The 21,458-nt window shown below is 71.8% G+C and carries 22 protein-coding genes and 1 pseudogene; 10 read left to right on the top strand and 13 right to left on the bottom strand.

From position 1 onward, the window contains the following. Positions 1-27: 27 nt before the first annotated feature. The 3 genes from glgA to RKD05_RS16185 all read left to right on the top strand — a co-directional run bounded on the left by glgA (position 28) and on the right by RKD05_RS16185 (position 2,454). The gene (gene glgA / locus RKD05_RS16195) at positions 28-1,218 is read left to right on the top strand and encodes a glycogen synthase (RefSeq protein ID WP_022879612.1); all 1,191 of its coding nucleotides are present in this window, start codon (positions 28-30) and stop codon (positions 1,216-1,218) included. Positions 1,219-1,295: 77 nt separating this feature from the next. Continuing rightward, positions 1,296-2,078, top strand: coding sequence for an ABC transporter ATP-binding protein (locus tag RKD05_RS16190; protein ID WP_424711392.1), 783 nt, complete (start codon positions 1,296-1,298; stop codon positions 2,076-2,078). Between the two features lie 124 nt (positions 2,079-2,202). Then, complete coding sequence (locus tag RKD05_RS16185) at positions 2,203-2,454, top strand: type B 50S ribosomal protein L31 (protein WP_063257913.1); 252 nt, start codon at positions 2,203-2,205, stop codon at positions 2,452-2,454. 51 nt (positions 2,455-2,505) lie between these two features. Here the strand turns inward: RKD05_RS16185 and RKD05_RS16180 are convergent, their stop codons facing one another. From RKD05_RS16180 to RKD05_RS16165, 4 genes are all read right to left on the bottom strand, one after another. Continuing rightward, positions 2,506-3,324 (bottom strand): carbon-nitrogen hydrolase family protein, encoded by an 819-nt coding sequence (locus tag RKD05_RS16180; protein ID WP_424711390.1) that lies wholly within the window; start codon positions 3,322-3,324, stop codon positions 2,506-2,508. 133 nt (positions 3,325-3,457) lie between these two features. Continuing rightward, positions 3,458-4,918 carry a DUF222 domain-containing protein gene (locus RKD05_RS16175; protein ID WP_424711388.1) on the bottom strand — a complete coding sequence of 487 codons (1,461 nt, stop codon included), beginning with the start codon at positions 4,916-4,918 and terminating at the stop codon, positions 3,458-3,460. Positions 4,919-5,049: 131 nt separating this feature from the next. After that, positions 5,050-5,442, bottom strand: a complete 393-nt coding sequence (locus RKD05_RS16170) for a VOC family protein (protein WP_424711387.1) — start codon at positions 5,440-5,442, stop codon at positions 5,050-5,052. A gap of 18 nt (positions 5,443-5,460) precedes the next feature. Then, positions 5,461-6,195, bottom strand: coding sequence for an exonuclease domain-containing protein (locus RKD05_RS16165; RefSeq protein WP_424711385.1), 735 nt, complete (start codon positions 6,193-6,195; stop codon positions 5,461-5,463). An 88-nt stretch (positions 6,196-6,283) separates the two neighbouring features. Between RKD05_RS16165 and RKD05_RS16160 the strand changes: the two genes are divergently transcribed. Further along, positions 6,284-7,168 (top strand): alpha/beta fold hydrolase, encoded by an 885-nt coding sequence (locus RKD05_RS16160; RefSeq protein ID WP_424711384.1) that lies wholly within the window; start codon positions 6,284-6,286, stop codon positions 7,166-7,168. 56 nt (positions 7,169-7,224) lie between these two features. Here the strand turns inward: RKD05_RS16160 and RKD05_RS16155 are convergent, their stop codons facing one another. Beyond that, complete coding sequence (locus RKD05_RS16155) at positions 7,225-7,785, bottom strand: CGNR zinc finger domain-containing protein (RefSeq protein WP_424711382.1); 561 nt, start codon at positions 7,783-7,785, stop codon at positions 7,225-7,227. A 72-nt stretch (positions 7,786-7,857) separates the two neighbouring features. On the opposite strand from RKD05_RS16155, the gene RKD05_RS16150 reads away from it, so the two are divergent. Continuing rightward, positions 7,858-8,850 (top strand): EamA family transporter, encoded by a 993-nt coding sequence (locus tag RKD05_RS16150; protein ID WP_424711380.1) that lies wholly within the window; start codon positions 7,858-7,860, stop codon positions 8,848-8,850. A 12-nt stretch (positions 8,851-8,862) separates the two neighbouring features. On the opposite strand, the gene RKD05_RS16145 is transcribed toward RKD05_RS16150, so the two are convergent. The 3 genes from RKD05_RS16145 to RKD05_RS16135 all read right to left on the bottom strand — a co-directional run bounded on the left by RKD05_RS16145 (position 8,863) and on the right by RKD05_RS16135 (position 10,987). After that, complete coding sequence (locus RKD05_RS16145; protein ID WP_424711378.1) at positions 8,863-9,336, bottom strand: Lrp/AsnC family transcriptional regulator; 474 nt, start codon at positions 9,334-9,336, stop codon at positions 8,863-8,865. 110 nt (positions 9,337-9,446) lie between these two features. Next, positions 9,447-10,034 (bottom strand): histidine phosphatase family protein, encoded by a 588-nt coding sequence (locus RKD05_RS16140; RefSeq protein WP_424711377.1) that lies wholly within the window; start codon positions 10,032-10,034, stop codon positions 9,447-9,449. 140 nt (positions 10,035-10,174) lie between these two features. Continuing rightward, entirely contained in the window at positions 10,175-10,987 is an 813-nt protein-coding gene (locus RKD05_RS16135; RefSeq protein ID WP_424711376.1) for an alpha/beta fold hydrolase, read from the bottom strand. A gap of 218 nt (positions 10,988-11,205) precedes the next feature. On the opposite strand from RKD05_RS16135, the gene RKD05_RS16130 reads away from it, so the two are divergent. Genes RKD05_RS16130 through RKD05_RS16120 form a run of 3 tightly spaced genes read left to right on the top strand, consistent with a single transcriptional unit; the run spans position 11,206 to position 13,909 of the window. Next, positions 11,206-12,306: a cupin domain-containing protein gene (locus RKD05_RS16130; protein WP_424711374.1), complete on the top strand. Its 1,101-nt coding sequence runs from the start codon at positions 11,206-11,208 to the stop codon at positions 12,304-12,306. After that, complete coding sequence (locus RKD05_RS16125) at positions 12,303-13,127, top strand: fumarylacetoacetate hydrolase family protein (RefSeq protein ID WP_424711373.1); 825 nt, start codon at positions 12,303-12,305, stop codon at positions 13,125-13,127. Before RKD05_RS16130 ends, RKD05_RS16125 begins: the two co-directional genes overlap by 4 nt. After that, positions 13,124-13,909 (top strand): maleylpyruvate isomerase family mycothiol-dependent enzyme, encoded by a 786-nt coding sequence (locus tag RKD05_RS16120; protein ID WP_424711371.1) that lies wholly within the window; start codon positions 13,124-13,126, stop codon positions 13,907-13,909. The genes RKD05_RS16125 and RKD05_RS16120 overlap by 4 nt, the downstream gene beginning before the upstream one ends. Before the next feature lie 21 nt (positions 13,910-13,930). Here the strand turns inward: RKD05_RS16120 and RKD05_RS16115 are convergent, their stop codons facing one another. From RKD05_RS16115 to RKD05_RS16105, 3 genes are read right to left on the bottom strand one after another with little or no spacing between them, the layout of a single operon-like run. Beyond that, positions 13,931-14,542, bottom strand: a complete 612-nt coding sequence (locus tag RKD05_RS16115) for a flavin reductase family protein (RefSeq protein ID WP_424711369.1) — start codon at positions 14,540-14,542, stop codon at positions 13,931-13,933. Positions 14,543-14,562: 20 nt separating this feature from the next. Further along, on the bottom strand, positions 14,563-16,221 hold the full coding sequence (locus tag RKD05_RS16110) for a (2,3-dihydroxybenzoyl)adenylate synthase (protein ID WP_424711367.1): 1,659 nt from the start codon (positions 16,219-16,221) through the stop codon (positions 14,563-14,565). Then, positions 16,218-17,723, bottom strand: a complete 1,506-nt coding sequence (locus RKD05_RS16105) for an FAD-dependent monooxygenase (RefSeq protein WP_424711366.1) — start codon at positions 17,721-17,723, stop codon at positions 16,218-16,220. Before RKD05_RS16105 ends, RKD05_RS16110 begins: the two co-directional genes overlap by 4 nt. A gap of 108 nt (positions 17,724-17,831) precedes the next feature. On the opposite strand from RKD05_RS16105, the gene RKD05_RS16100 reads away from it, so the two are divergent. Continuing rightward, positions 17,832-18,671: a PaaX family transcriptional regulator C-terminal domain-containing protein gene (locus tag RKD05_RS16100; protein WP_424711364.1), complete on the top strand. Its 840-nt coding sequence runs from the start codon at positions 17,832-17,834 to the stop codon at positions 18,669-18,671. 25 nt (positions 18,672-18,696) lie between these two features. Here the strand turns inward: RKD05_RS16100 and RKD05_RS16095 are convergent, their stop codons facing one another. Beyond that, entirely contained in the window at positions 18,697-19,545 is an 849-nt protein-coding gene (locus RKD05_RS16095; RefSeq protein WP_424711362.1) for a Sir2 family NAD-dependent protein deacetylase, read from the bottom strand. Between the two features lie 87 nt (positions 19,546-19,632). On the opposite strand from RKD05_RS16095, the pseudogene RKD05_RS16090 reads away from it, so the two are divergent. Further along, positions 19,633-20,438, top strand: a pseudogene (locus tag RKD05_RS16090) (TrmH family RNA methyltransferase). A gap of 2 nt (positions 20,439-20,440) precedes the next feature. Here RKD05_RS16090 and RKD05_RS16085 read toward each other — a convergent pair. Beyond that, positions 20,441-21,298, bottom strand: coding sequence for an SGNH/GDSL hydrolase family protein (locus tag RKD05_RS16085; RefSeq protein WP_424711360.1), 858 nt, complete (start codon positions 21,296-21,298; stop codon positions 20,441-20,443). Between the last annotated feature and the right edge of the window lie 160 nt (positions 21,299-21,458).

Raw genomic sequence — 21,458 nt, 5'->3', positions numbered from 1 at the left:
GGGTTGCGCTGCGCTACGGTTCGTCTCATGCGCGTCGATGTCGTCACCAAGGAGTACCCGCCGGAGATCTACGGGGGAGCGGGTGTCCACGCGACCGAGCTGGTCCGCGCGCTGCGCGCCGAGGGCACCGAAGTGCAGGTGCGGGCGTTCGGCGCACCGCGCGACGAGGCCGACACGACGTCGTACGCGGTGCCGTCGGAACTGGCCTCCGCGAACGGGGCGATCCAGACGCTCGGCACCGATCTCGAGATCGTGTCCGACATCGCGGGCGCCGACGTCGTGCACTCGCACACCTGGTACGCGAACTTCGCCGGGCACCTCGCCTCGCTGCTGCACGGCATCCCCCACATCGTCACCGCGCACAGCCTCGAGCCGCTGCGTCCGTGGAAGGCCGAGCAGCTCGGCGGCGGATACGCCGTGTCCAGCTACATCGAGAAGACCGCGTACGAGGGTGCAGCCGCCGTCGTCGCGGTGAGCGCCGGCATGCGCGCCGACATCCTCCGCAGCTACCCGTCGCTCGACCCCGACAAGGTGCGGGTGATCTACAACGGCATCGACACCGAGGCGTGGCATCCGGTCGATGATCCCGACGTGCTCGCGCGCTTCGGCATCGATCCGGCCCGCCCGTCGGTCGTGTTCGTGGGGCGCATCACGCGCCAGAAGGGCCTGCCGTACCTGCTGCGCGCGGCCGAGCAGCTGCCGCCCGAGGTGCAGCTCGTGCTGTGCGCGGGCGCGCCGGACACCCCGCAGATCCTCGCCGAGGTCGAGGGCCTCGTCCGCGGGCTCCAGGCCACGCGCGACGGCGTCGTCTGGATCGACGAGCTGCTGCCGCGCCACGAGCTCTGCGCGATCCTCACCTCCGCGACGACGTTCGTGTGCCCGTCGGTGTACGAGCCGCTCGGCATCGTGAACCTCGAGGCCATGGCGTGCGGCGCGGCCGTCGTCGGCACCGCGACCGGTGGCATCCCCGAGGTCGTCGTCGACGGCGTCACCGGGCGTCTCGTGCCCATCGAGCAGGTGCAGGACGGCACCGGAACGCCCGTCGACCCCGAGCGTTTCGTCGACGATCTCGCCCGGGTGCTCACCGAAGTGGTGACGGATGCCACCCGCGCGGCCGAGTACGGAGAAGCCGGGCGTCGACGCGCGATCGAGGACTTCAGCTGGACCGCGATCGCGCAGACCACGGCGGCGCTGTACGCGGAGGTCGCGGGGCGGTAGACGCGCTGTCTCGAACCCTCTCCCCAGGTCGGGGTGGCGCGCCGGTGACGGTGGGCTCAGGCCGTTAGGCTGGACGCATGCCGCAGGTTCTGGAGTTCTCCGACGTCGTCGTCCGCCGGAACGCCCGGGACATCGTGTCCCACCTCGACTGGACCGTCTCCGACGATGAACGCTGGGTGGTGCTCGGCCCGAACGGCGCGGGCAAGACCACGGTGCTCCAGCTCGCCGACACGCTCCTGCACCCCACGTCGGGTGCGGTGACGATCCTCGGCGAGCGTCTGGGCCGCACCGACGTGTTCGAGCTGCGTCCGCGGATCGGCTTCGCGTCGTCGGCGATGGCGCGGCGCGTGCCGCCCGAGGAGACGGTGCTCGACGTCGTGCTGACCGCCGCCTACTCGGTGACCGGCCGCTGGCGCGAGCAGTACGACGACATCGACGAGCGCCGCGCGCTGCGCGTCCTCGCCGAGTGGCGCCTCGACCACCTGGCCGACCGCACGTTCGGCACGCTGTCGGACGGCGAGCAGAAGCGCGTGCAGATCGCGCGGGCCGTCATGACCGACCCCGAGTTGCTGCTCCTCGACGAGCCGACAGCGAGCCTCGACCTCGGCGCCCGCGAGGAACTCCTCGCGCTGCTCTCCGGCTACGCGCAGGCCCCCACCACTCCGGCGATGATCATGGTCACGCACCACGTCGAGGAGATCCCCGTCGGGTTCACCCACGTACTGCTGCTGCGCGACGGCGAGGTCGTGGCATCCGGGCCCCTGTCCGAGGCGCTCACGGCCGAGAACCTGTCCGAGACATTCGGGGTGCAGATCACGCTGACCCAGGATGCCGGCCGCTACGCGGCGCGCGCGTCCTGAGGGCTCCGCGACTCGCGTCGTACGCGGGCCTCGGGCCTGGTAGACTCGTCCTTTGGTGCCTCCGGCGCCGCAGACTTTGACCGTCCTGGCAGAATCCAGGGCACCACTTCTCAAAGGACCTCCCATGAAGACTGACATCCACCCGGACTACCGCGCCGTCGTGTTCCGCGACCTCGGCTCGGGCGAGACGTTCCTCACCCGTTCGACGGTGACGAGCGACAAGACGATCGAGCTCGACGGTGTCGAGTACCCCGTCATCGACGTGGAAATCTCGTCGGCCTCGCACCCCTTCTACACGGGTAAGCAGCGCATCATGGACTCGGCCGGTCGCGTCGAGAAGTTCAACCAGCGCTTCAAGAACTTCGGCGCGCGCTGAGCCGCGGAGTTCTTCGCCGGAAGCCCTCGTCCTTCGGGACGGGGGCTTCCGTCATTTCCTCGCGGCAGCGTCGTGCGCGTGGTGGTCGAGCGTTCGCTGCGGTCCGAGGTCGTCGCGGCGGTCGGCCCACATGCGCTGGCTCTCGCGGGTGCGGGCGATCTCGTCGCGGTCGAGGTCGGCGACGGCGAGCCCCTCGATGCCGTCGACCGCGGCGATGCGCCGACCCGCGGGGTCGAAGACCGCCGAGCCGCCGATGAAGTCGTACGGGGCACCGACGAGTCCGCTGAACACGACGTACATGCCGTTGTCGAGCGCGCGGGCGGCGGAGTGGAGGTCGCGGCGGTCGGCCCCGCCCGGGAAATACGCGCCGCTGTTGACGTACACGTCCGCTCCCGCGGCGGCAGCCGCGGCGGCGTGCTCGGGGAAGTTCGCGTCGTAGCAGACGGAGAGAGCGAGGCGCAGGTCGTTCACGACGAACGAGAACCCGCCGTCCCCGGCGGCGAAGACGGCGCGTTCGCTGTCGTACAGGTGCTGCTTGTCGTAGGCGACGAGCGGGGCGTCGTGCGGCCTCAGGATGACGTCGGTGAGCGTGCGGCGGTCGTGGCGGGCGAGCGCCGTGTTGAGGATCGCGACGACTCCGGCGCGGTCGACCGCCCGCTGGATCGGGGCGAGCCAGTTCGTGTCGTCGACGGAGGGCAGCGGGCCGGCGAAGGCGGACTCGTCGTATCCGGTGGTGAACGCTTCGGGGAACACGATGACGTCGACGTGCTGCTCGGCGGCGAGGTCGATCCAGCGCATCGCTTTGGACAGGTTGGCCTCGAGGGCGCCGGGTGTCGCCTCGGCTTGGACGGTGGCGATACGGACGGTCACTCGGGGATTCTTGCAGGTGCGGGAGTGGCGCGCTTCGTTCCGGTGCGGGCGAGGTGACCCGCGGATCGACGTCGATATCCGCGCCGCGGCGCTTCGTTCTTGGACGCGCGCGGCGACCCGCCGTCGATCTCCGCTAGAACGGCGGCGGATCGGCGTCGACCTGCGCCCCGAGGGGGGTTGTCCACGCGAGGTCGCCGGTGTCGGGGTCGCGGCTGGCGGCCCAGCGCGTCTCATGGCGCAGGCGGTGGTGGTGGCGGCACTCCGGGTCGAGGTTGTCGTCGTCGGTGGCGCCACCCTCGCTCCAGGCGTGGAGATGGTCGAGGTCGCAGTCCCGCGCCGGACGTCCGCAGCCGGGGAACGCGCACGTGGAGGACGTGACACCGAGCCAGCGGCGCAGAGCCGTCGGCACGCGGTACGTCGTGCGGTCGAGCGCGAGCGGCGTGCCCGTGACGGGGTGCGTGAGCACGCGGATCCACGACGTCGCCTCGCCCGCGAGCCGGCGGGCCGTGTCGAGGTCGATGGGGCCGTAGCCGTCGAGGGTCGCCGGGGCGTTGTCGGCGCCGAGTAGGGTGAGGGCGGGGATCGTGACGATCACGCTGGGACGGGCCGGGGCGGGGGTGGGGCGCGGGGCGCGCTCGGTCCCGGCATCCATCCTCGATGCTGAGGAATCTGCCGCGGCATCCCCTGCCATTCCCACGCCGGTGAGCAGATCCGCAAAGGCATCTGCGCGGAGCTGTGCGAGCGTACGCTCCTCGCCCTCGGCGGTGGCGAGATGGCGGGCGGTGCTGTCGAGCTGGGTCATCGCGGCGGCGGCGCGATCGGCGGGGAGGAACGCGGTGAGCGTCGCCATGCCGTCGAGTTCGGCGGCCATCCACACGCCGCGGTCGGCGCGAGCGCGCTGGTGGCGCGTCTCGACGGACTCGGCGTGAACGCGCTCGCGGAGGCCCCGGACCGACGTCGCGAAGCGGGCGGGGGAGAGGCGAAGCGCCCGGTCGCGAGCGCCGGTGTCGAAGGCCTCCCACGACGCGCGGTCGACGGGGAGGGTAGCGGCGAGCCGCGCGGTCTCGATCGCGTGACGTTCCGACACGAGTCCGTCGGTGAACGCGGCCCAGACGCCCGGGCAGCGTTCGCTCAGCACGGCGGCGTGCGCGCCGCGAGTGCGTACCGTCTGCTCCGCGAGACGCAGACGAACCGCGATCTCGGCGACGGCGGCGCGCTCGGCCATGTCGAGGCGATCGCGTCGCACGGCGGCGACCGTGCGCCCGCGCGGATCGTGCCACAGTCCGTCGAGCGTCGGATCGGGGCCGACCCACGGGTCGGGGTCGTCGGCCGCGTCCTGCAGCACGCGGAAGATCAGGTCGTACTCGGCTGCCGTCGCCCGGTGCCGAGCGGCCGCGCGGTCTTCGAGACGCTCGAGCAGGAGAGCGGGAGCGTCGGGGGACGAGGAGTCCCCGGCTTCAGCGGCGTCTTCGTCGAGCAGCCCCAGGGCGACGGCCCACGCGGAATCCGCGGCGGCCTGCACGTCGGCGTCGTCCGGCCACGGCGCCGCGTCGGTCGGATGCGACCGATCGAGCGGGAGTGCCGGGGAGTCCATACTCGAACACTAACGAGGGGGTCCGACATCGCCACGGGTGCGATGCGGCGAACGACCACGGCAATCGCGTGCATCGTTCCTCATCGCGGACGTCGCGGAATGGCACCTCGCACTGGTCTGAGGGCGCTCGCCTATTCCTCGATAGCGACCACTTCCGCTTTGAAGCCTGCGGAGTTCTCCAGCCAACCGGCGTAGTGCTGTGGTCCTCCCGCGTGGGGATAGCGGTCGTGATATAGCGGTCGCCACCCGCGAGCGGCGGCGGTGGCCATGATCGCATCCACCCGCGGGCGCCCGTCCACCGCGAAAGCCAGGTGGTTCACCCCTGGAGTGCGACGATCGTGCGTGGACCCGGAGAGGGTGGGCGGTGAAGTCAGTGTGAGGTCGGCCCCTCCCGCAGACCATGTCTCACCCTCGCTCCATGTGCTCTGGCGTTCGAAGCCGAGCTCGGTGAGTAGCCATCCCCATTCAGCGAGTGCTTGCTCGAGGTCGGCGACCCAGATCTCGACATGATGGAATCCAGCCATTGCGACGGTCGGCCCTTCTCAGCGGATCGGCCACGTCCCGTCGAGCGGGGGTGCCTCGGCATCCAGCCGTCCGATCCTCACGAAATACTCCGTCAGGCTCGCCGCCTGCGCGCGCGCCCACGCGATCTGCCGCGTGTGCAGCTCGTCGACGGTCGGCGGGAGCCACGCCGCGTACCGCTCGGCAAGCGCCAGCGCGAGGCGGCCGGCGGCCACGGCGTCGGCGCACGCTTCGTGGGCCGTATCGAGCGGCACGGCGTAGTGCGCGGCGACGTGCGTGAGCGTGCGCTTGCCACGGCGATACCGGTCGTAGGTCTTGTCGACCACGAGCGGATCGATCACCGGCGACGGAGCATCGATCGGCGGGATGCCATGGCGCAGCGCCTCGTACTTGAGCATCGAGAAGTCGAACGGCGCGTTGTACGCCACGACCGGGATGCCGGCGTCGAACAGCGCGCGCAGGGCCTCGACGACCTCGGAGACCACCGTCGCCGCCGGTGCGCCCTCGGCGCGGGCGCGCTCGGTCGTGACCCCGTGGATCGCGGCGGCGCCGGCGGGAATCGCGACACCGGGGTCGGCGAGCCAGTCGCGCGCGTCGATCACGTGGCCGTCGGCGTCGAGCACTCCCACGTGCGCGGTGACGATGCGGTCGTGCACGACATCCACGCCGGTCGTCTCGAGATCGAACACGCCGACGACACGTGCCCACTCGGGGGTCTGGAACAGCGGGAGCGGCTCGGCCTGCCACGTGGTCATGCGCTCAGGCTAGGACAGGGCACCGACACGGCCGCCGAGGCGCACCGCAGCACGGCGGCCGCGGAACGAGCCCGCCTAGAATCGACGGATGCCGAACCCCTACGCCCCGCTCCTGGCCGAGATCCCGGTCGAGCGGCGCACGGCCGAGATCCTCGGCGGCACGACGGCGTACTGGGTCTACGGCGACGAGACCGCCGACACGACGATCGTCGCGGTGCACGGGTTCCGCGGCGAGCATCACGGACTCGAGCCGGTCGTGGCGCACCTGCCCGGCATCCGGGTCGTGTCGCCCGACCTGCCGGGATTCGGCGAGACCGCCCCGCTGCCCGGGCGCACGCACGATCTCGACACGTACGCGGCCTGGCTGCGCGCGTTCGTCGAGTCCGAGGCTCCGGGGGCGATCGTGCTGGGGCACTCGTTCGGCTCGATCGTCGCGTCCGCCGCGGTCGCCGGGGGCCTCGCGACACCGCGGCTGATCCTCGTCAACCCGATCGGCGCGCCCGCGCTCGAGGGGCCCCGCGGCGTGCTCACGCGCCTGGCGGTCTTCTACTACCTCGCGGGTGCGCGCCTACCGCGCCCGCTCGGTGACGCGCTGCTGCGCAACGGCGTCATCGTCCGGGTGATGAGCGTCGCGATGGCCAAGACGCGCGAACCCGAACTCCGCCGTTTCGTGCACGAGCAGCACGACACGTACTTCTCGCGATTCGCCGACCGCGACGTCCTGCACGACGCGTTCGTCACGAGCGTCTCGCACGATGTGCGCGCGTTCGCCCCGTGCATCGCGCAGCCGACCCTCCTCATCGCCGCGGAGAAGGACGACATCACCCCCATCGAGGCGGAACGTCACCTCGCCACGCTGTTCCCGGATGCCGAGCTGGTCGAGATCCCCGCGGTCGGCCACCTCATCCACTACGAGACGCCGGCCGCCGCAGCATCCGCGATCCGAGAGTTTCTGAAGGACACCAAGCCCTAAGCCGGCGCGTCCGCCTTCCGCCGTCGGTACGCGTTGACGTTCATCCGGTCACGGTGTCACGCGGGTTGGTCGGCCTTCCGCCGTCGGTACGCGTTGACGTTCATCCGATTGCCGCAGTTGCCGGAGTCGCAGTACCGCTTCGAGCCGTTCTTCGAGAAGTCGACGTAGACGCCGCGGCAGTCGTCAGCCTGGCACACGCGGATTCGGGCGTACTCGTCGGAGCGGATGACGTCGACGAACGCCATCGCCGCCTCGACGAGGATGCGCTGCGCGAGCGCGTCGGACGGGTCGGATGCGTGGATGTGCCAGTCGAACCCGTCGTGCTTCACGAGCTGTGGCAGCGCCTTCCCGTCGCGGAGCATCGCGTTCACGAGCGGCACGGACGCGTCGCGATCGACGGTCCAGAGCTCGTGGATGCGGTTCCGGATGCCACGCACCGCGGCGAGTTCGCGATCGTCGTGCGTGCGCGAACCGGTGTAGGCGTGCCGCGTCGCGAAGTCCTCGAGCTGGTCGACGGACACCATTGTGTCCTCGCCGGTCGTGTCGGTGTGGGGGAGCGTGTTGACCAGCTCGACCGTGGCGCGGAGGACGAGCTCGGTGTCACGGATAAAAGCCATGTTGACTCCTGACAGGCTAAGGCTCTACTGTCACGAGTGTAAACGTATTTGACTCCTGACAGCGGGCTCTGCATGACCACTTCCTCCGCCACCCTCCCACGCCCCACCCACCGCGGCTCGGGCGCCGTCACCGGCCTCGCCATCGCGGTGGCCTCGGCCCTGGCGTTCTCGTCGAGCGGCCCGTTCGTCAAACCCCTGCTCGAGGGCGGGTGGTCGCTCGGCGCCGTCCTGCTGGTGCGCATGGGACTGGCATCCCTGGTGCTGTCTCCCGCGCTCGTCCGGGCGATCCGCCGCCAGCCGGGGTTCCTGCGGCGCCACGGTCTCCTCATCGCCGCGTTCGGTCTCACCGCGGTCGCCGGATGCCAACTGTTCTACTTCGCCGCGATGCAGCGCATGCCGGTCGCCGTCGCCCTGCTGATCCAGTACATCGCGCCGGTGCTGCTCGTCGCGGCCGTGTGGGTGCGGACGCGGCGCGCGCCGTCGAAGCTCGTGCTCATCGGATCTGTCGTGGCCATGACGGGTCTCGTGCTCGTCGTCGACATCAGCGGCGCGCGGTTCGATCTCCTCGGCACGCTGTTCGCCCTGTGCGCCGCGGCGTGCACCGCCGTGTACTTCGTCATCGCCGCGCGTTCGAGCGACGAGCTGCCGCCCCTCGCGCTCGCCGCCGGCGGCCTCGTGACCGGCACCGTCGTCATCGGCATCCTCGTCGCCGTGGGGGTGCTGCCGTTCGCCGCCCCCGCGATCACCGTCTCGATGCTGGGGCTGCAGGTGCCCGGCATCCTGCCCCTGCTGTGGGTCGGCGGCGTCGCGACGACGCTCGGCTACGCGCTCGGAGTGATCGCGGTGCCCCTCATCGGGTCGCGGGTCGCGTCGTTCGTGGGGCTGAGCGAGGTGCTGTTCGCCCTCGGCTTCGCCTGGCTGCTGCTCGGCGAGACGCCCGCGCCCGTGCAGTTCGTCGGCGGAGCGGTGCTTCTGGCCGGAGTCGTGCTGGTGCGCCTGGATGCCGGAGACCCGGTCGAGCAGCAGACCGAGACCGCGACCATCCCCGTGATCCCGTCGCCGTGAGTCGGCGCTGGATCAGAGCTGCTCGCGCGCCAGGTCCATGAGCGGGCTCACGCGGTAGCCGATGACCTCACCCATCACCAGGGACGTCTCGGTGCGCTCGACGCCCTCGATCGCGAGGATCCGCGCGTCCGTGTCGAACAGGTGCTGCGTGTCGCGGCACGCGACGCGCACGAGCAGGTCGATCTGGCCGCTCAGTCCGTGCGCCTGCAGCACCTCGGGCACCGTCGCCAGAGCCTCGCGGATCGCGGGGAGCTCGGCCTGCCGCACGGTCACGTGCAGGAACGCCTCGATCGGAAAACCCAGCGCTTCTGCCGACAGCGTCCGTTCGTAGGAGAGGAAGACGCCGCCCCTCTCCAGGCGGCTCATGCGCGCCTGCACGGTGTTGCGCGAGAGGCCGAGCTTCTCGGCGAGCGCGACGACCGTCGCCCGCGGATCGTGGGACAGGGCGCGGAGGAGGTCGAGATCGACCGCGTCGAGCTTGGTCATGGAGCGAGACATTAGCAGGATGCCGACCCGAAAGGGTGCGCACAATGCTGAGCCGAGGATGCCGGAGATGAGCGCCCTGCGCGCCGGGCGAGGTTTCGGTCGAAGCGCGGTCAGCTGGCGACGCCGGCGTAGGCCAGCATCTCCCACTCCTCGCCGTCGAGCCGGAACACGGTCGCGGAGCAGTTCGGCAGACGCTCGCCCACCCGGGGGAACTCGCCCGCGGTGGCGTGCATGATGACCTCGCGGATGAGCGCGCCGTGCGCGACCGCGATGACGTCGACCCCCTCGGGCGTCTCGGCCACGACCTCGGCGATCGCGGCGAGCGCGCGCTCGCGGACGACCGGCCACTCCTCGGCACCGGGCACCTGCGCAGCGTGCCACGGGCCGTACGTGGCGGAGAACGTGGGGGCGTCCATGCCCTCGGCGTCGCCGTAGGAGCGCTCGCGGAGGCCCGGGAGGCGTCGCGTGACGACCGTGCCGAGCGCCTCGGCGATCACGTCGGCGGTCTCGGCCGCGCGGGAGAGGTCGCTCGAGACCACGACGACGTCGCGACCGGCGAGGTCGGTGGCGAGCGTCGCGGCGACCTCGCGGGCCTGGGCCCGGCCGGTGTCGTTGAGGGGGATGTCGGTCGAGCCCTGGACGCGGCCGCGGGCGTTCCAGTCGGTTTCGCCGTGGCGCACGAGGGTGAGGATCGTCACCGTTCGAGGCTACCGGCGGCTCGGAGGCGTGGGCCGACCCCGGCGCGGACGGGCGCACGCCGGGGGTCGGGGCGGGTGGGAATGAGCCGACCCCCGGCGCGAACGGGCGCACGCCGGGGGTCGGGGCGGGGCGGGTCGGCTCAGCTCTGCGCGGGTGCGGGCTGGAGCGCGTCGACGACCACGCGCGCGAAGCCGGCGGGGTCCGACAGGTGCGCGAAGTGGTCGGCGCCGTCGATGTCGGTGATCCCGGCGCCGGGGATGATGCCGGCGAGGTCGTGCGCCGACTGGTACAGGAACGACGTCGTCGCGGTGCCCGCGATGAGGTGGGTGGGGTCGTGGATCTCGGCGTAACCGGAGAGGTCGTCGCCGAGCGCGTCGATCTCGCCCAGCTCGCGCACCCAGGTCGGCGTGAGCGGCACGCTGGCGCCCCACAGGGGCGTCTCGCGGATGAACGGGATGGCCTCGGCGGGCACGCGCACGAAGTTGACGAGCGCGTACTCCAGCGCACCGTCGAGGTCGCCGGCATCCACGAGCTCCCGGTATCCGGCCAGGCGCTCGCCCGCGACGGGACCCTGCACGGCCAGGGGAGGCTCGTAGGCGATCAGGGTGCCGCCGGAGAGGCCGTGTCGACGTGCGTAGGCGAGCGTCGCGAGGGCGCCGTACGAGTGGCCGAGGAGGTGCGCGCCGGGGCCGGCGACGGCCATCATCGCGGCGATGTCGGCGACCTCGGTGTCGAGCGAGTATTCCGCGGTGTCGCCGCTGCCGCCGCGCCCGCGACGGTCGTAGACGTAGAGGGTGACGTGCTCGGCGAGTGCCTCGCTCGCGGGGAGCCACTGCTCCTTCGTGGCGATGCTGCCGTGGGTCACGACGAGGGCGGGGCCGCTCCCACGGCGGAAGTAGGCGATGGGGGTGCCGTCGGCCGAGGTGGTGTGCGCATGTTCGATGTCGGACATCTTCTGCCTCCTTGCAGAATCGCGTCGGGGTGCCCGCCGGGGGTTTCGGGGGGCCGGGGCGTCGCACGCTCCGTGCGGCACATCGTGTAACAAATTTGCGTCTGGCGCAAGAGGAATGTTTCACAAAGATCGTGGCATCCGGTCATGTGTAACGAATTGTTGTTGCAAGACGGGCGAAAGTAACGCAATCTGGGGGAAGCCACGATCGAGGAGGACCGATGAGCACGCAGACCACGCCGGTCGAGAACGCGATGCAGCCCGAGGACAGCCCGGAGCTCCGTGCCCTGTACCGGGGATTCGAGGAGCAGCATCTCATCCCGCTCTGGACGCAACTCGACGACCTGATGCCGCAGACCCCGCAGCCCAAAGCGGTGCCGTGGGTGTGGCGCTGGAACGCCCTGCAGCCGCTCGCGGAGCGCGCCGGCGACCTGATCCCGGTGGGGCGCGGAGGAGAACGCCGCGCCATCGGTCTCGCCAACCCCGGCCTGGGCGGGCGCGCGTACATCTCGCCGACCCTGTGGGCCGCGATCCAGCAGCTCGGGCCGCGCGAGACCGCCCCCGAGCACCGGCACTCCCAGAACGCCTTCCGCTTCGTCACGTCCGGCGAGGGCGTCTGGACGGTGGTCAACGGCGACCCCGTGCGCATGAGCCGCGGCGACTTCCTGCTCACGCCCGGCTGGAACTTCCACGGCCACCACAACGAGACCGACCAGTCCATGACCTGGATCGACGGACTCGACATCCCCTTCGCGTACCAGATGGACACCGGGTTCTTCGAGTTCGGTGCCGAACGCGTCACCGACGAGGCGACACCGAACTTCTCGCGCTCCGAGCGCCTCTGGGCCCACCCCGGCCTCCTTCCCCTCGCCGGGCTGCGCCGGACCGTCTCGAGCCCCATCGGCGCGTACCGGTGGGAGCACACCGACGCCGCGCTCACCGACCAGCTGCTCCTGGAGGCGGAAGGGATGCCGGCCACCGTCGGCCCCGGCCACGCCGCCGTACGCTTCGCCAACCCGACGACCGGCGGCGACGTCATGCCGACCATCCGCGCCCAGTTCCACCGCATCCGCGAGGGCGCGAGTACGCCCGTTCGGCAGGAGGTCGGATCGAACGTCTACCAGGTGTTCGAGGGATCGGGACGCGTGCTGCTGGGCGACACCGAGCACGCGGTCGAGCACGGCGACATCTTCGTGGTGCCGAGCTGGTGCCGCTTCCGCGTGCAGGCCGAGACGCGCCTGGATCTGTTCCATTTCAGCGACACCCCGATCTTCGAGGGCCTGGGGCTGTACCGCGAGCTCGAAGAGGAGACCGACCGATGAAGCTGTGCACCATCCGCTGGCGGGAGTCCACGGCCGCCGCGCGGGTCGAGGGAGACCACGTCGTCGTGCTCGAGGAGCACGCCGACGTCGGCGCCCTGCTCCGAGCGGGCGGTGTCGAGGCGGCCTCCGGGGTCGAGGGACCCACGATCTCCCTCGACGAGGTGCGGTTCGCCCCGGTCGTGCTCGCCCCGAGCAAGATCGTGTGCGTCGGGCTGAACTACCGCGCCCACATCCTCGAGATGAAGCGCGACCTGCCCGAATACCCCGTGCTGTTCGCGAAGTTCCCCGACACCCTCGCCGCGGCGGGCGAAGACCTCCCGCTTCCCCCGGAGAGCCCCGAGATCGACTGGGAGGGCGAGCTCGCGATCGTCATCGGCACCGCCGTGCGCCGCGCGGACGACGCCCAGGCGGCCGCCGCCATCGCCGGGTACACGATCGCCAACGACGTCTCGATGCGCGACTGGCAGTTCCGCACTCGCGAATGGCTGCAGGGCAAGGTCTGGGAGCGGTCGACGCCGCTCGGGCCCGTGCTCGCGACCCCCGAGGAGATCCCCTCCGACGCGCGGATGCGGACCGTCGTGGACGGAGTCCTCAAGCAGGACGGCGACATCCACGACCTCGTCCACGGGCCGGTCGACCTCGTCCGGTACATCTCGACCATGACGACGCTCCGACCGGGCGACGTCATCCTCACCGGCACCCCGGGCGGGGTGGGACACGCGCGCGAACCGCAGGAGTACCTGGCATCCGGGAGCGTGGTCGAGGTCACGATCGACGGCATCGGAACCCTCGTCAACCGCTTCGTCGCGGAGGAGCCGTGAGCGCCGAGACGCTGAGCCCCGAGGAGCGGGCCCTGCGCGAGCGCCAGGGCGCCGGCGCGCGCTACGACGCCCCTGCCGCACCCCACGCGCACCTCGACCTCGCGCGCCGGGGGACGGCATACTTCGCGCGGCGGCTCGGCGAACTCGACGACGACGACATGGACGCGCCGAGCCTCCTGCCCGGGTGGTCGCGACGCCACCTGCTCGCGCACGTGGGTTACAACGCCCGCGCGGTCGCCCGGCTCGTCGAGTGGGCCCGCACGGGTGTCGAGACCCCGATGTACGCCTCCGACACCCAGCGGTGGGACGAGATCGTCCTCGGGTCGACCCTGCCCGCACGGGCGCTGCGACACCTGGTCGAGCACGCCGCGGTCCACCTCAACGTCGAATGGCGCGACCTGACCGACGCGCAGTGGGATGCCACGGTCGTCACCGCGCAGGGGCGCACGGTGCCCGCGCGGGAGACGGCGTGGATGCGGGCCAAAGAGGTGTGGGTGCACGCCGTCGACCTCGACAACGGCGGCTCCTTCCTCGACTTCCCGACCGAGATGGTCGACGAGATCATCGCCGACGTCTTCCGCGCCTGGACGCGCCGTGGCGAGCCCGGCGCGGTGGTGCTGCGTGCGACCGACCGCGACTTCGGGACAGCCGAGTACGGCGAGGGCGGGCCGACGGTCGAGGGCGCCACGCCCGACCTCGCGCGCTGGCTCACGGGCCGCGGCGCTCGCCGCCTGCGGGTCGTGGGCGGCGGCGACCTGCCCGCGATCGCGCGCTGGTTCTGACGGGGGCGCCGTCGCCGGAGCTCATCCGCCGGGGACGGGCGGCAGTTCCACGACGCGTCCGAGAGGGGTGTAACGCGGGCCGGCGAGGCGTCCGATCGGGCGCAGCAGCTCGGTGTCGATGCTCGCCGCGCCCGTCGATCCGACGCGCACGATGTCGTCGCGGATCGACCACGCCACCACGGTGCCCACCACGAACTCGCCCCCCGTGGGGCTGAACGCGGTCGTCGAGTGGTAGCGGCACTCCATCCGCACGGGCGCGTCGGCGAGCCCCGGGATGCCGATCACCCGCGAGTTCTCGAGCGCGAGGCCCAGGTGCTCGGCTTCGCCGACGTCGGGTGGCATCCCCTCCGAACTGGCGTGGAGGGACGCGAGCATCGACTCGTCGGCGATGTTCACGACGTACTCGCCGTACTCCTCGATGTTGCGGATGGTGTCCTTGCGGCCGTTCGCGCGGCGGTTCACGGTGAACCCGAGCATCGCGGGATGCTGGCTCACCCACGTGAACGAGCTGAAGGGCGCCAGGTTCACCGGGTCCCGCCCGCTCGTGACCCACGCGATCGGGCGGGGGACGACCGACCCGACGAGCAGACGGTACGTGTCGGCGGGGGAGAGGCCGGCGGCGTCGATGAACATGGGTCTCCTCGGTCCGGGCGTCAGCCCCGGGCGTGTTCGCTCGCGAGCAGCTCGCGCAGCGCCTTCTTGTCGATCTTGCCCACCTTGGTCAGCGGCAGTTCGGCGACGGTCTCGAGACGCTCGGGACGCTTGAAGGCTGCGACCCCCGAGGCGTCGAAGTGCGCGCGGACGGCGGCGAGGTCGAGCTCGTGCCCGTCGTGCAGCACGGCGAACAGGCACACGGTCTCGCCGAGGGTCACGTGCGGCATCGCGACCGCGGCCGCGAGCCGCACCGACGGGAGCCGATAGACCAGGTTCTCGACCTCCTCGGCGGAGATGTTCTCGCCGCCGCGGTTGATCATGTCTTTGCTGCGCCCCTCGACCACGAGGTTCCCGTCGGGACGCAGCCGCACGATGTCCCCGGTGATGTAGAAGCCGTCGGGGGTGAACGAGCGGGCGTTCGCCTCGGGCGCGTCGTAGTAGCCGCGCGGCGTGTACGGCCCGCGGGTGAGCAGAACGCCGGGGGTGCCGTCCGGCACGGCGGCCCCCGTGGCCTCGTCGACTACCCTGAGCTCGTCGTAGGGCGACACCGGGCGTCCCTGCGTCGCGACGATCGCCTCCACGGGGTCGTCGAGCCGCGTGACGTTGATGAGGCCCTCCGCCATGCCGAACACCTGCTGCAGGGTCCCGGGCAGCTCCTCGACCGCACGGCGGGCCAGCTCGTCGGCCAGCCGCGCGCCGCCCACCTGCAGCACGCGCAGGGTGCGGAGCGCGTCGGTGCCGACCGCGGCGCCGTGGTCGAGCCACGACGCCACGACGGCCGGCACCGCGGCCGTGTGCGTGACGCCGTAGCGCTGGATGGCCGCGAACGCGCGCTCCGGACGCGGGGAGCCGAGCGGCACCACCGTGCCCCCGGCGAACAGGGTGCCCAGGACGCCGGGACACGCAAGGGGGAAGTTGTGGCCTATCGGCAGCGTGGCGAGGTACACCGTGTCGGCGTCGACGTCCGCGGTCACCGAGGTCAGCAGCACGTTGCAGACGTAGTCGTCGTGCGTGCGGGCGATGAGCTTCGGCAGTCCCGTGGTGCCCCCGGAGAGCAGGAACACGGCGACGGAGGAGGCATCCACGGGCGGGAGCGCGACGCCGCGGGTCGCGGCGTCCGACGGGGCGCACAGCGGGGCGAGGCGCTCGACGTCGTCGGGGAGCGCGCGGTCGTCGTCGGCCTGGATGAGCACGTGGCGGAGCGTCCGACTCCCCGCGCGCAGCGCGCACGACAGGCTTCGGTGGTCGAAGTCGCGCAGTGCGTCGGGGCTCACGAGCGCCACGGCCTCGGACGCCTCGACCAGGTGCCGCAGCTCGTGCTCGCGGTGGGCGGGCAGCGCCATGACCGGCACGATCCCCGCACGGAGGCACCCGAGCGTCAGCACGACGAACGTCCAGTGGTTCGGCAGCTGCACGACGATCCGGTCGTCGGGGGCGATCCCGAGGGCGAGGAGCCGCGCGGCGCACGCATCGACGCGGTCGGCCAGCTCCGCGTAGGTGAGGGTCGTGTCGCCGTCGGCCACGGCGACACGGTCGGCGTGGGTCCAGGCGGACTCGACGAACACGTCGCCGATCGCGCGCCCCAGCCACAGTCCGTCCGCGCGGTAGCGCTCCGCGACCTCGGTCGGCCACGGGGTGAGTCCGTCCGCGGTGTTCATCGGAGCACCGCGTCGGCACGGCCGGACAGCACGAGCGTCATCGCGCGATCCTCGTCGCAGTCGGGCTCGTCGATGATCGCCGCCACGCCGTGGCGCAGGCGGGCCGCCTCGGCGGTGAGCTGGCGTTCGAGCGGTGTGCCGCCGGTGACCAGCACGGTCGTGGCATCCGTGTGGCTCGCGAGCGCGTCGCGGACCGCGGAATCGGGATGGATGCCACTCCCCACCGCGACCGTGACGGCCGGCGGGAGGTGGTCGCGGTCGAGCACGCGGCGGTCGAGGAGCACGCTGGCTCCCGGCCCCCGCACCGGGGACTCCAGCGGCGGCGCTCCGTGCCGTCGCTGCCACTGTTCGAGCGCCCGCCGCACCGCCTCGGGGTCGCGGCGCGCGATCTTGGCGGCCGGCAGCGCCCGCGAGAAGAAGTGGAAGCCGAATTGCCACGGTTCGAACGCGTGGAAGTAGGTGCCGAAGTTCTCCCACCACGACAGGCTCGGGCCGGCCGCGCCCTGGATGCGGGCCACCTGCGGCTGGCGCACGGCCTCGTACTCCCTGAAGGCGGCCTCGGTGTCGTCGGGGTGCGCGGCGAGCGCCTCGGCGAGCGCGATCGCGTCCTCGAGGGCCATCTTCGTGCCGCTGCCCACGGAGAAGTGCGCGGTGTGCACGGCGTCGCCGAGCAGCGCGACGTTGCCGTGGTGCCACTGGCGGGCGCGGATGGTCCGGAAGTTGCCCCAGCGCGAGTTGTTGCCGATGAGCCGCGCGCCCCCGATGAGCGGGGCGAACAGTTCCTCCAGGCGCCGCTGGCTGTGCTCGTCGCTGGGCCCGGGGGGAGTGGCGGCGTCGAAGCCGTCGAGTCCCGCGGCCCGCCACGTGTCCTCGTCGGTCTCGACGATGAAGGTCGAGAGCCCGCCGCCGATCGGGTACGCGTGCGCGGCGAACACGCCGCTCACCTCACCGGGGAGTGTGTCGTCGTGCGTGTGGAGGAAGGTGAGGCCGTCGAACACGGTGTCCGTCGCGAACCAGATGAACTTGGCCGTGGCGATGTCGTAGGTGACGCCCAGCGTGTCGTCTCCGATGGCCGCCCGGGTCTGGGAGTTCGCGCCGTCGGCGGCGACGATCACGTCGTAGTCGGCCAGGTCGTCGAGGCCACGGGCGTCCGAGAAGTGCAGGTGCGCACCGGCATCCGTCGCCCGGGTCTGGAGGGCCGCGAGCAGGTCCTTGCGCAGCACCGCGCCCATGCCGTTGCCGCGGAACGACAGGCTCTCTCCCTTGAGGCGCACCTCGATAGCGTCCCACCGCACGCCGGAGGCGTCGAGCGTCTCGCGCAGGGCCGAGTCGGCGGCATCCACTCCGTTCTGGGTCGCGTCCGAGAACACCACGCCGAATCCGAAGGCTTCATCCGGGCGGTTGCGTTCGAACAGGTCGACGTGGGCGCCGGGGATGTTCCGTGCGGCCAGTGCGGCGAACAGCAGCCCGCCGGGGCCGCCGCCGAGGACAGCGATGCGCATATCAGCCTCCTTGCTGAAGTCGTCGTCCCAGGGGGACGTCACGAGTATGCAACATAATCACGTGCAGCGCCATCACTTCGTTACACATAGGTCCGGTAACGTTCTCGCATGCGCCCGCGCTCCCTCGTCTTCACCCTCTTCGGGGACTACTTCCGCTACTGCGGCGACGGAGGAGCGCCCCTGCGCGGCCTGAGCGACGTCCTGCAACTGTTCGGCGTCGAACCGGCGACCACCCGGGTCGTCATGTCGCGCCTGCGCGCCGAGGGCTGGTTCGAGACGCGGCGCGACGGTCGCCTCACCACCTACGTGCTGTCGCCGCGGGCGTGGACCCTCCTCGACGAAGGACGCGACCGGATCTTCCGGCACATCGCGCGCGAGTGGGACGGGCAGTGGACGCTCATCGCGACGCGGGCCGGCGACCGCACCGCGCGCGACGAGGTCCGCAAGCGCCTCACGTGGCTCGGCTTCGGCCAGTTGCAGCCGGCGATCTGGATCGCCCCCGGCGACCGGATGGCATCCGCTCGCGAGGTCATGGAGGAGAGCGACATCGAGTCCGACGTCTTCCTCAGCCGGACCGGAGACATCGACGGCGATCGATCGCTCGCCGGGCGGGGGTGGGACCTCGAGGGTCTCGACCGGCTCTACCGCGATTTCGCCGCCGCGCACGACATCGCCGAGCCGCCGAGCTCCGACGAGGAGGCGCTCGTGCGGCGGGTGCACCTGACCGACGACTACCGTCGGTTCCCGTTCACCGACCCCGACCTGCCGGCGGTGCTGCTCCCCGCGTCGTGGAGCGGACCGCGCGCCCACGCGGTGTTCGTGCAGCGGCACGGCGAGCTGCACGACGCCGCGACCGCGGCGGTCGAGCGCCTCACGGGGCTCCGCGTCGAGGGGGCGCACCGCGTGTTCCTGGCGGACGGCGCGGTGGGGTACACGCGCGGGGCGTGAGCCGTCGGGCGCTACCGCAGCGCGGTTACCGCAGCGCCGGGAGCCGCTCGGCGAAGGTGCTCAGCACGTCGCTCGTGCCCGCGTCGATCTTGACCGCGGCGCGCTGATCGGCGCGCGTCGCCCCGCGGTTGACGATCACGACCGGCAGTCGTCGGCGACGCGCGCGCTCGACGAGGCGGATGCCGGAATTCACGACGAGCGACGAACCGGCCACGACGAGGGCCTCGCTCGCGTGCACCAGCTGCTCGGCCTCGCGGAACTTCTCGACCGGGATGTACTCGCCGAAGAACACGACGTCCGGCTTGAGCGTGCCGCCGCACACCGTGCACACCGGCACGATGAACCCCTCCGCGGAGGCGGGCGTCACGTCGCCGTCCGGGCCGAGCTCGACGTTCTCGGGGACCGTGATCCACGGATTGTCGGCCTCGACGCGCGCGGCGAGGTCGCGGCGGTCGAACACCTGCCCGCAGTGCAGGCAGCCGACGCGACGCATCGTGCCGTGGAGTTCGACGACGCGGTGGCTCCCCGCGCGGACGTGCAGACCGTCGACGTTCTGCGTGATGACGCCGTTCGTGATCGCGGCGTTCTCGAGCGCCGCGAGAGCCCGGTGCCCGTCGTTCGGCTCGGCGGCGGCGAACGCCTTCCAGCCGAGGTGGCTGCCGACCCAGTACCGCCGACGCGCGTCCGCGTTCGAGAGGAACTGATCCGCCGTCATCGGGGTCCGCGTCGGCGCGCCCTTCCCGCGGTAGTCGGGGATCCCCGAATCGGTGGACACCCCCGCCCCCGTGAGCACCGCCACGCGGCGTCCGGCGAGCACCTCGACGGCTCGATCGATGGATGCCAGGGTCTCGGCATCCCTCGTCGTGTCCGTCATGCGCACCTCCGTCGCTTCGAGTCTAGGACCGTGGGTGGATGCCATCGCCCGAGGCGTCGTGGCGCCCGGTGCTGGCAGAGTGGGACGATGCCCGTCCTCCCGATCGACTCCGCCGACGACCCGCGCCTCGCCGACTACCGCGACCTCACCGACGTGTCGCTCCGCCGCGTGAGCGAGCCCGCCGGCGGCCTGTACATCGCCGAATCGTCGAAGGTGCTCGACCGCGCGCTCCGCGCCGGGCACCGCCCCCGCTCCGTGCTCGTGCAGGAGAAGTTCCTCGACGATGCGCTCGCGCTCGTCGGACCGGATGCCGAGGTGTACGTCGTCCCGGCGGAGGTCGCCGAGCAGGTCACCGGATACACCGTGCACCGAGGGCTGCTGGCATCCATGCACCGTCCCGTTTTGGACTCCGTCGCCGACGTCGTCGCGGGTGCCCGGCTCGTGGTCGTGCTCGAGGACATCGTCGACCACACCAACGTCGGTGCGGCGTTCCGTTCCGCCGCCGCGCTCGGCGCCGATGCGGTGCTCGTCACCCCGCGCTGCGCCGACCCGCTCTACGGCGCAGCGTGCGCGTCAGCATGGGCACGGTGTTCCAGGTGCCGTGGACGCGGCTGCCGGAGTGGCCCGAAGCCAAGCCGCTGCTGCGGGACGCGGGGCTGCACCTCGCCGCCCTCGCGCTCGCCGACGACGCCGTGGCTCTCGACGATTTCGCCGCGGCCGGACACGAGCGCGTCGCGCTCCTGATGGGCGCCGAGGGCGACGGGTTGAGCCGCGGGGCGCTCGCCGCGGCCGACACGGTCGTGACGATCCCCATGGCCGGGGGAGTGGACTCGCTCAACGTCGCCGCGGCGAGCGCGGTCGCGCTGTGGGAGCTGGGGCGCGCCTTGCGCTGAGCTCAGACCTCCGTGTGGCGCGAGGCCGTGGCATCCTGTCCGGGGGCGAGGGTGATCACGGGCAGCGGCTCGGGGCGCTTCGGGAGGATGTGGTCTCCCGACGACTGGTGGCGCAGACGCCGCAGCACCCACGGCACGAGATACGCCCGCGCCCAGACCAGGTCTTTCTCGCGCGCCGCGCGCCACGTCGTCGGCGGCAGCGCCTCGGGCTGCATCGGCTGCAGGTCGTTGGGGACGTTGAGCGCGCGCAGCACCATCCGCGCGACCTCGTGGTGGCCGAGGGTGTTGTAGTGCAGGCGGTCGTCGTCGAAGAAGCGCATGTCCTGGACTTCTTTCAGGCCCCACTGGTTCGCGACGATGCAGTCGTAGCGGTCGGCGATCGAGCGGATGTTCTCGTTGTAGATCGCGACCTTGCCCCGGATGCCGCGGAACACGGGCGTGAACTCGGTGTCGATGCCCGTGAACACGACGACCGTCGCGCCGTCGCTGCGGAGGCGCACGACGGCATCCTCGAACTGCTGCGAGACGGCGTCGGGATCGGTGCCGGGGCGGATGACGTCGTTCCCGCCGGCGGAGAACGTGATGAGGTCGGGCTTCAGCGCGAGCGCCGGTTCGATCTGGTCGGCGACGATCTGGCCGATGAGCTTCCCGCGGACCGCGAGGTTGGCGTATGCGAAGTCGTCGACCTGGGATGCCAGGACCTCGGCGACACGGTCGGCCCAGCCGCGGTGACCACCGTCGGGCAGCGGGTCGCCGATCCCCTCGGTGAAGGAATCGCCGAGGGCGACGAAGCGGCGCCAGGGGTGCGGGCCGGGGTTGTCGGACGGAGACGGGGCGGGCGAGTGCGGATCGAGTGTCATCGAAACCTCCGCCCCCAGGCTATCCCCGCCCTCCGACACGGCAAGGGCCCTGGCATCCCCCCTCTCCCTCCTGCCGCCCCCATCTCATAAACGCTCCGGCTCGCCAGAAACGCCGCGCCGGAGCGTTTCCGCCGACCCGAAGCGTTTATCCGCAGGTGGG

The sequence above is a fragment of the Microbacterium sp. SLBN-111 genome (genome assembly GCF_049739645.1).
Taxonomy (GTDB): domain Bacteria; phylum Actinomycetota; class Actinomycetes; order Actinomycetales; family Microbacteriaceae; genus Microbacterium.
This window is presented reverse-complemented; position numbering and strand designations above follow the sequence as displayed.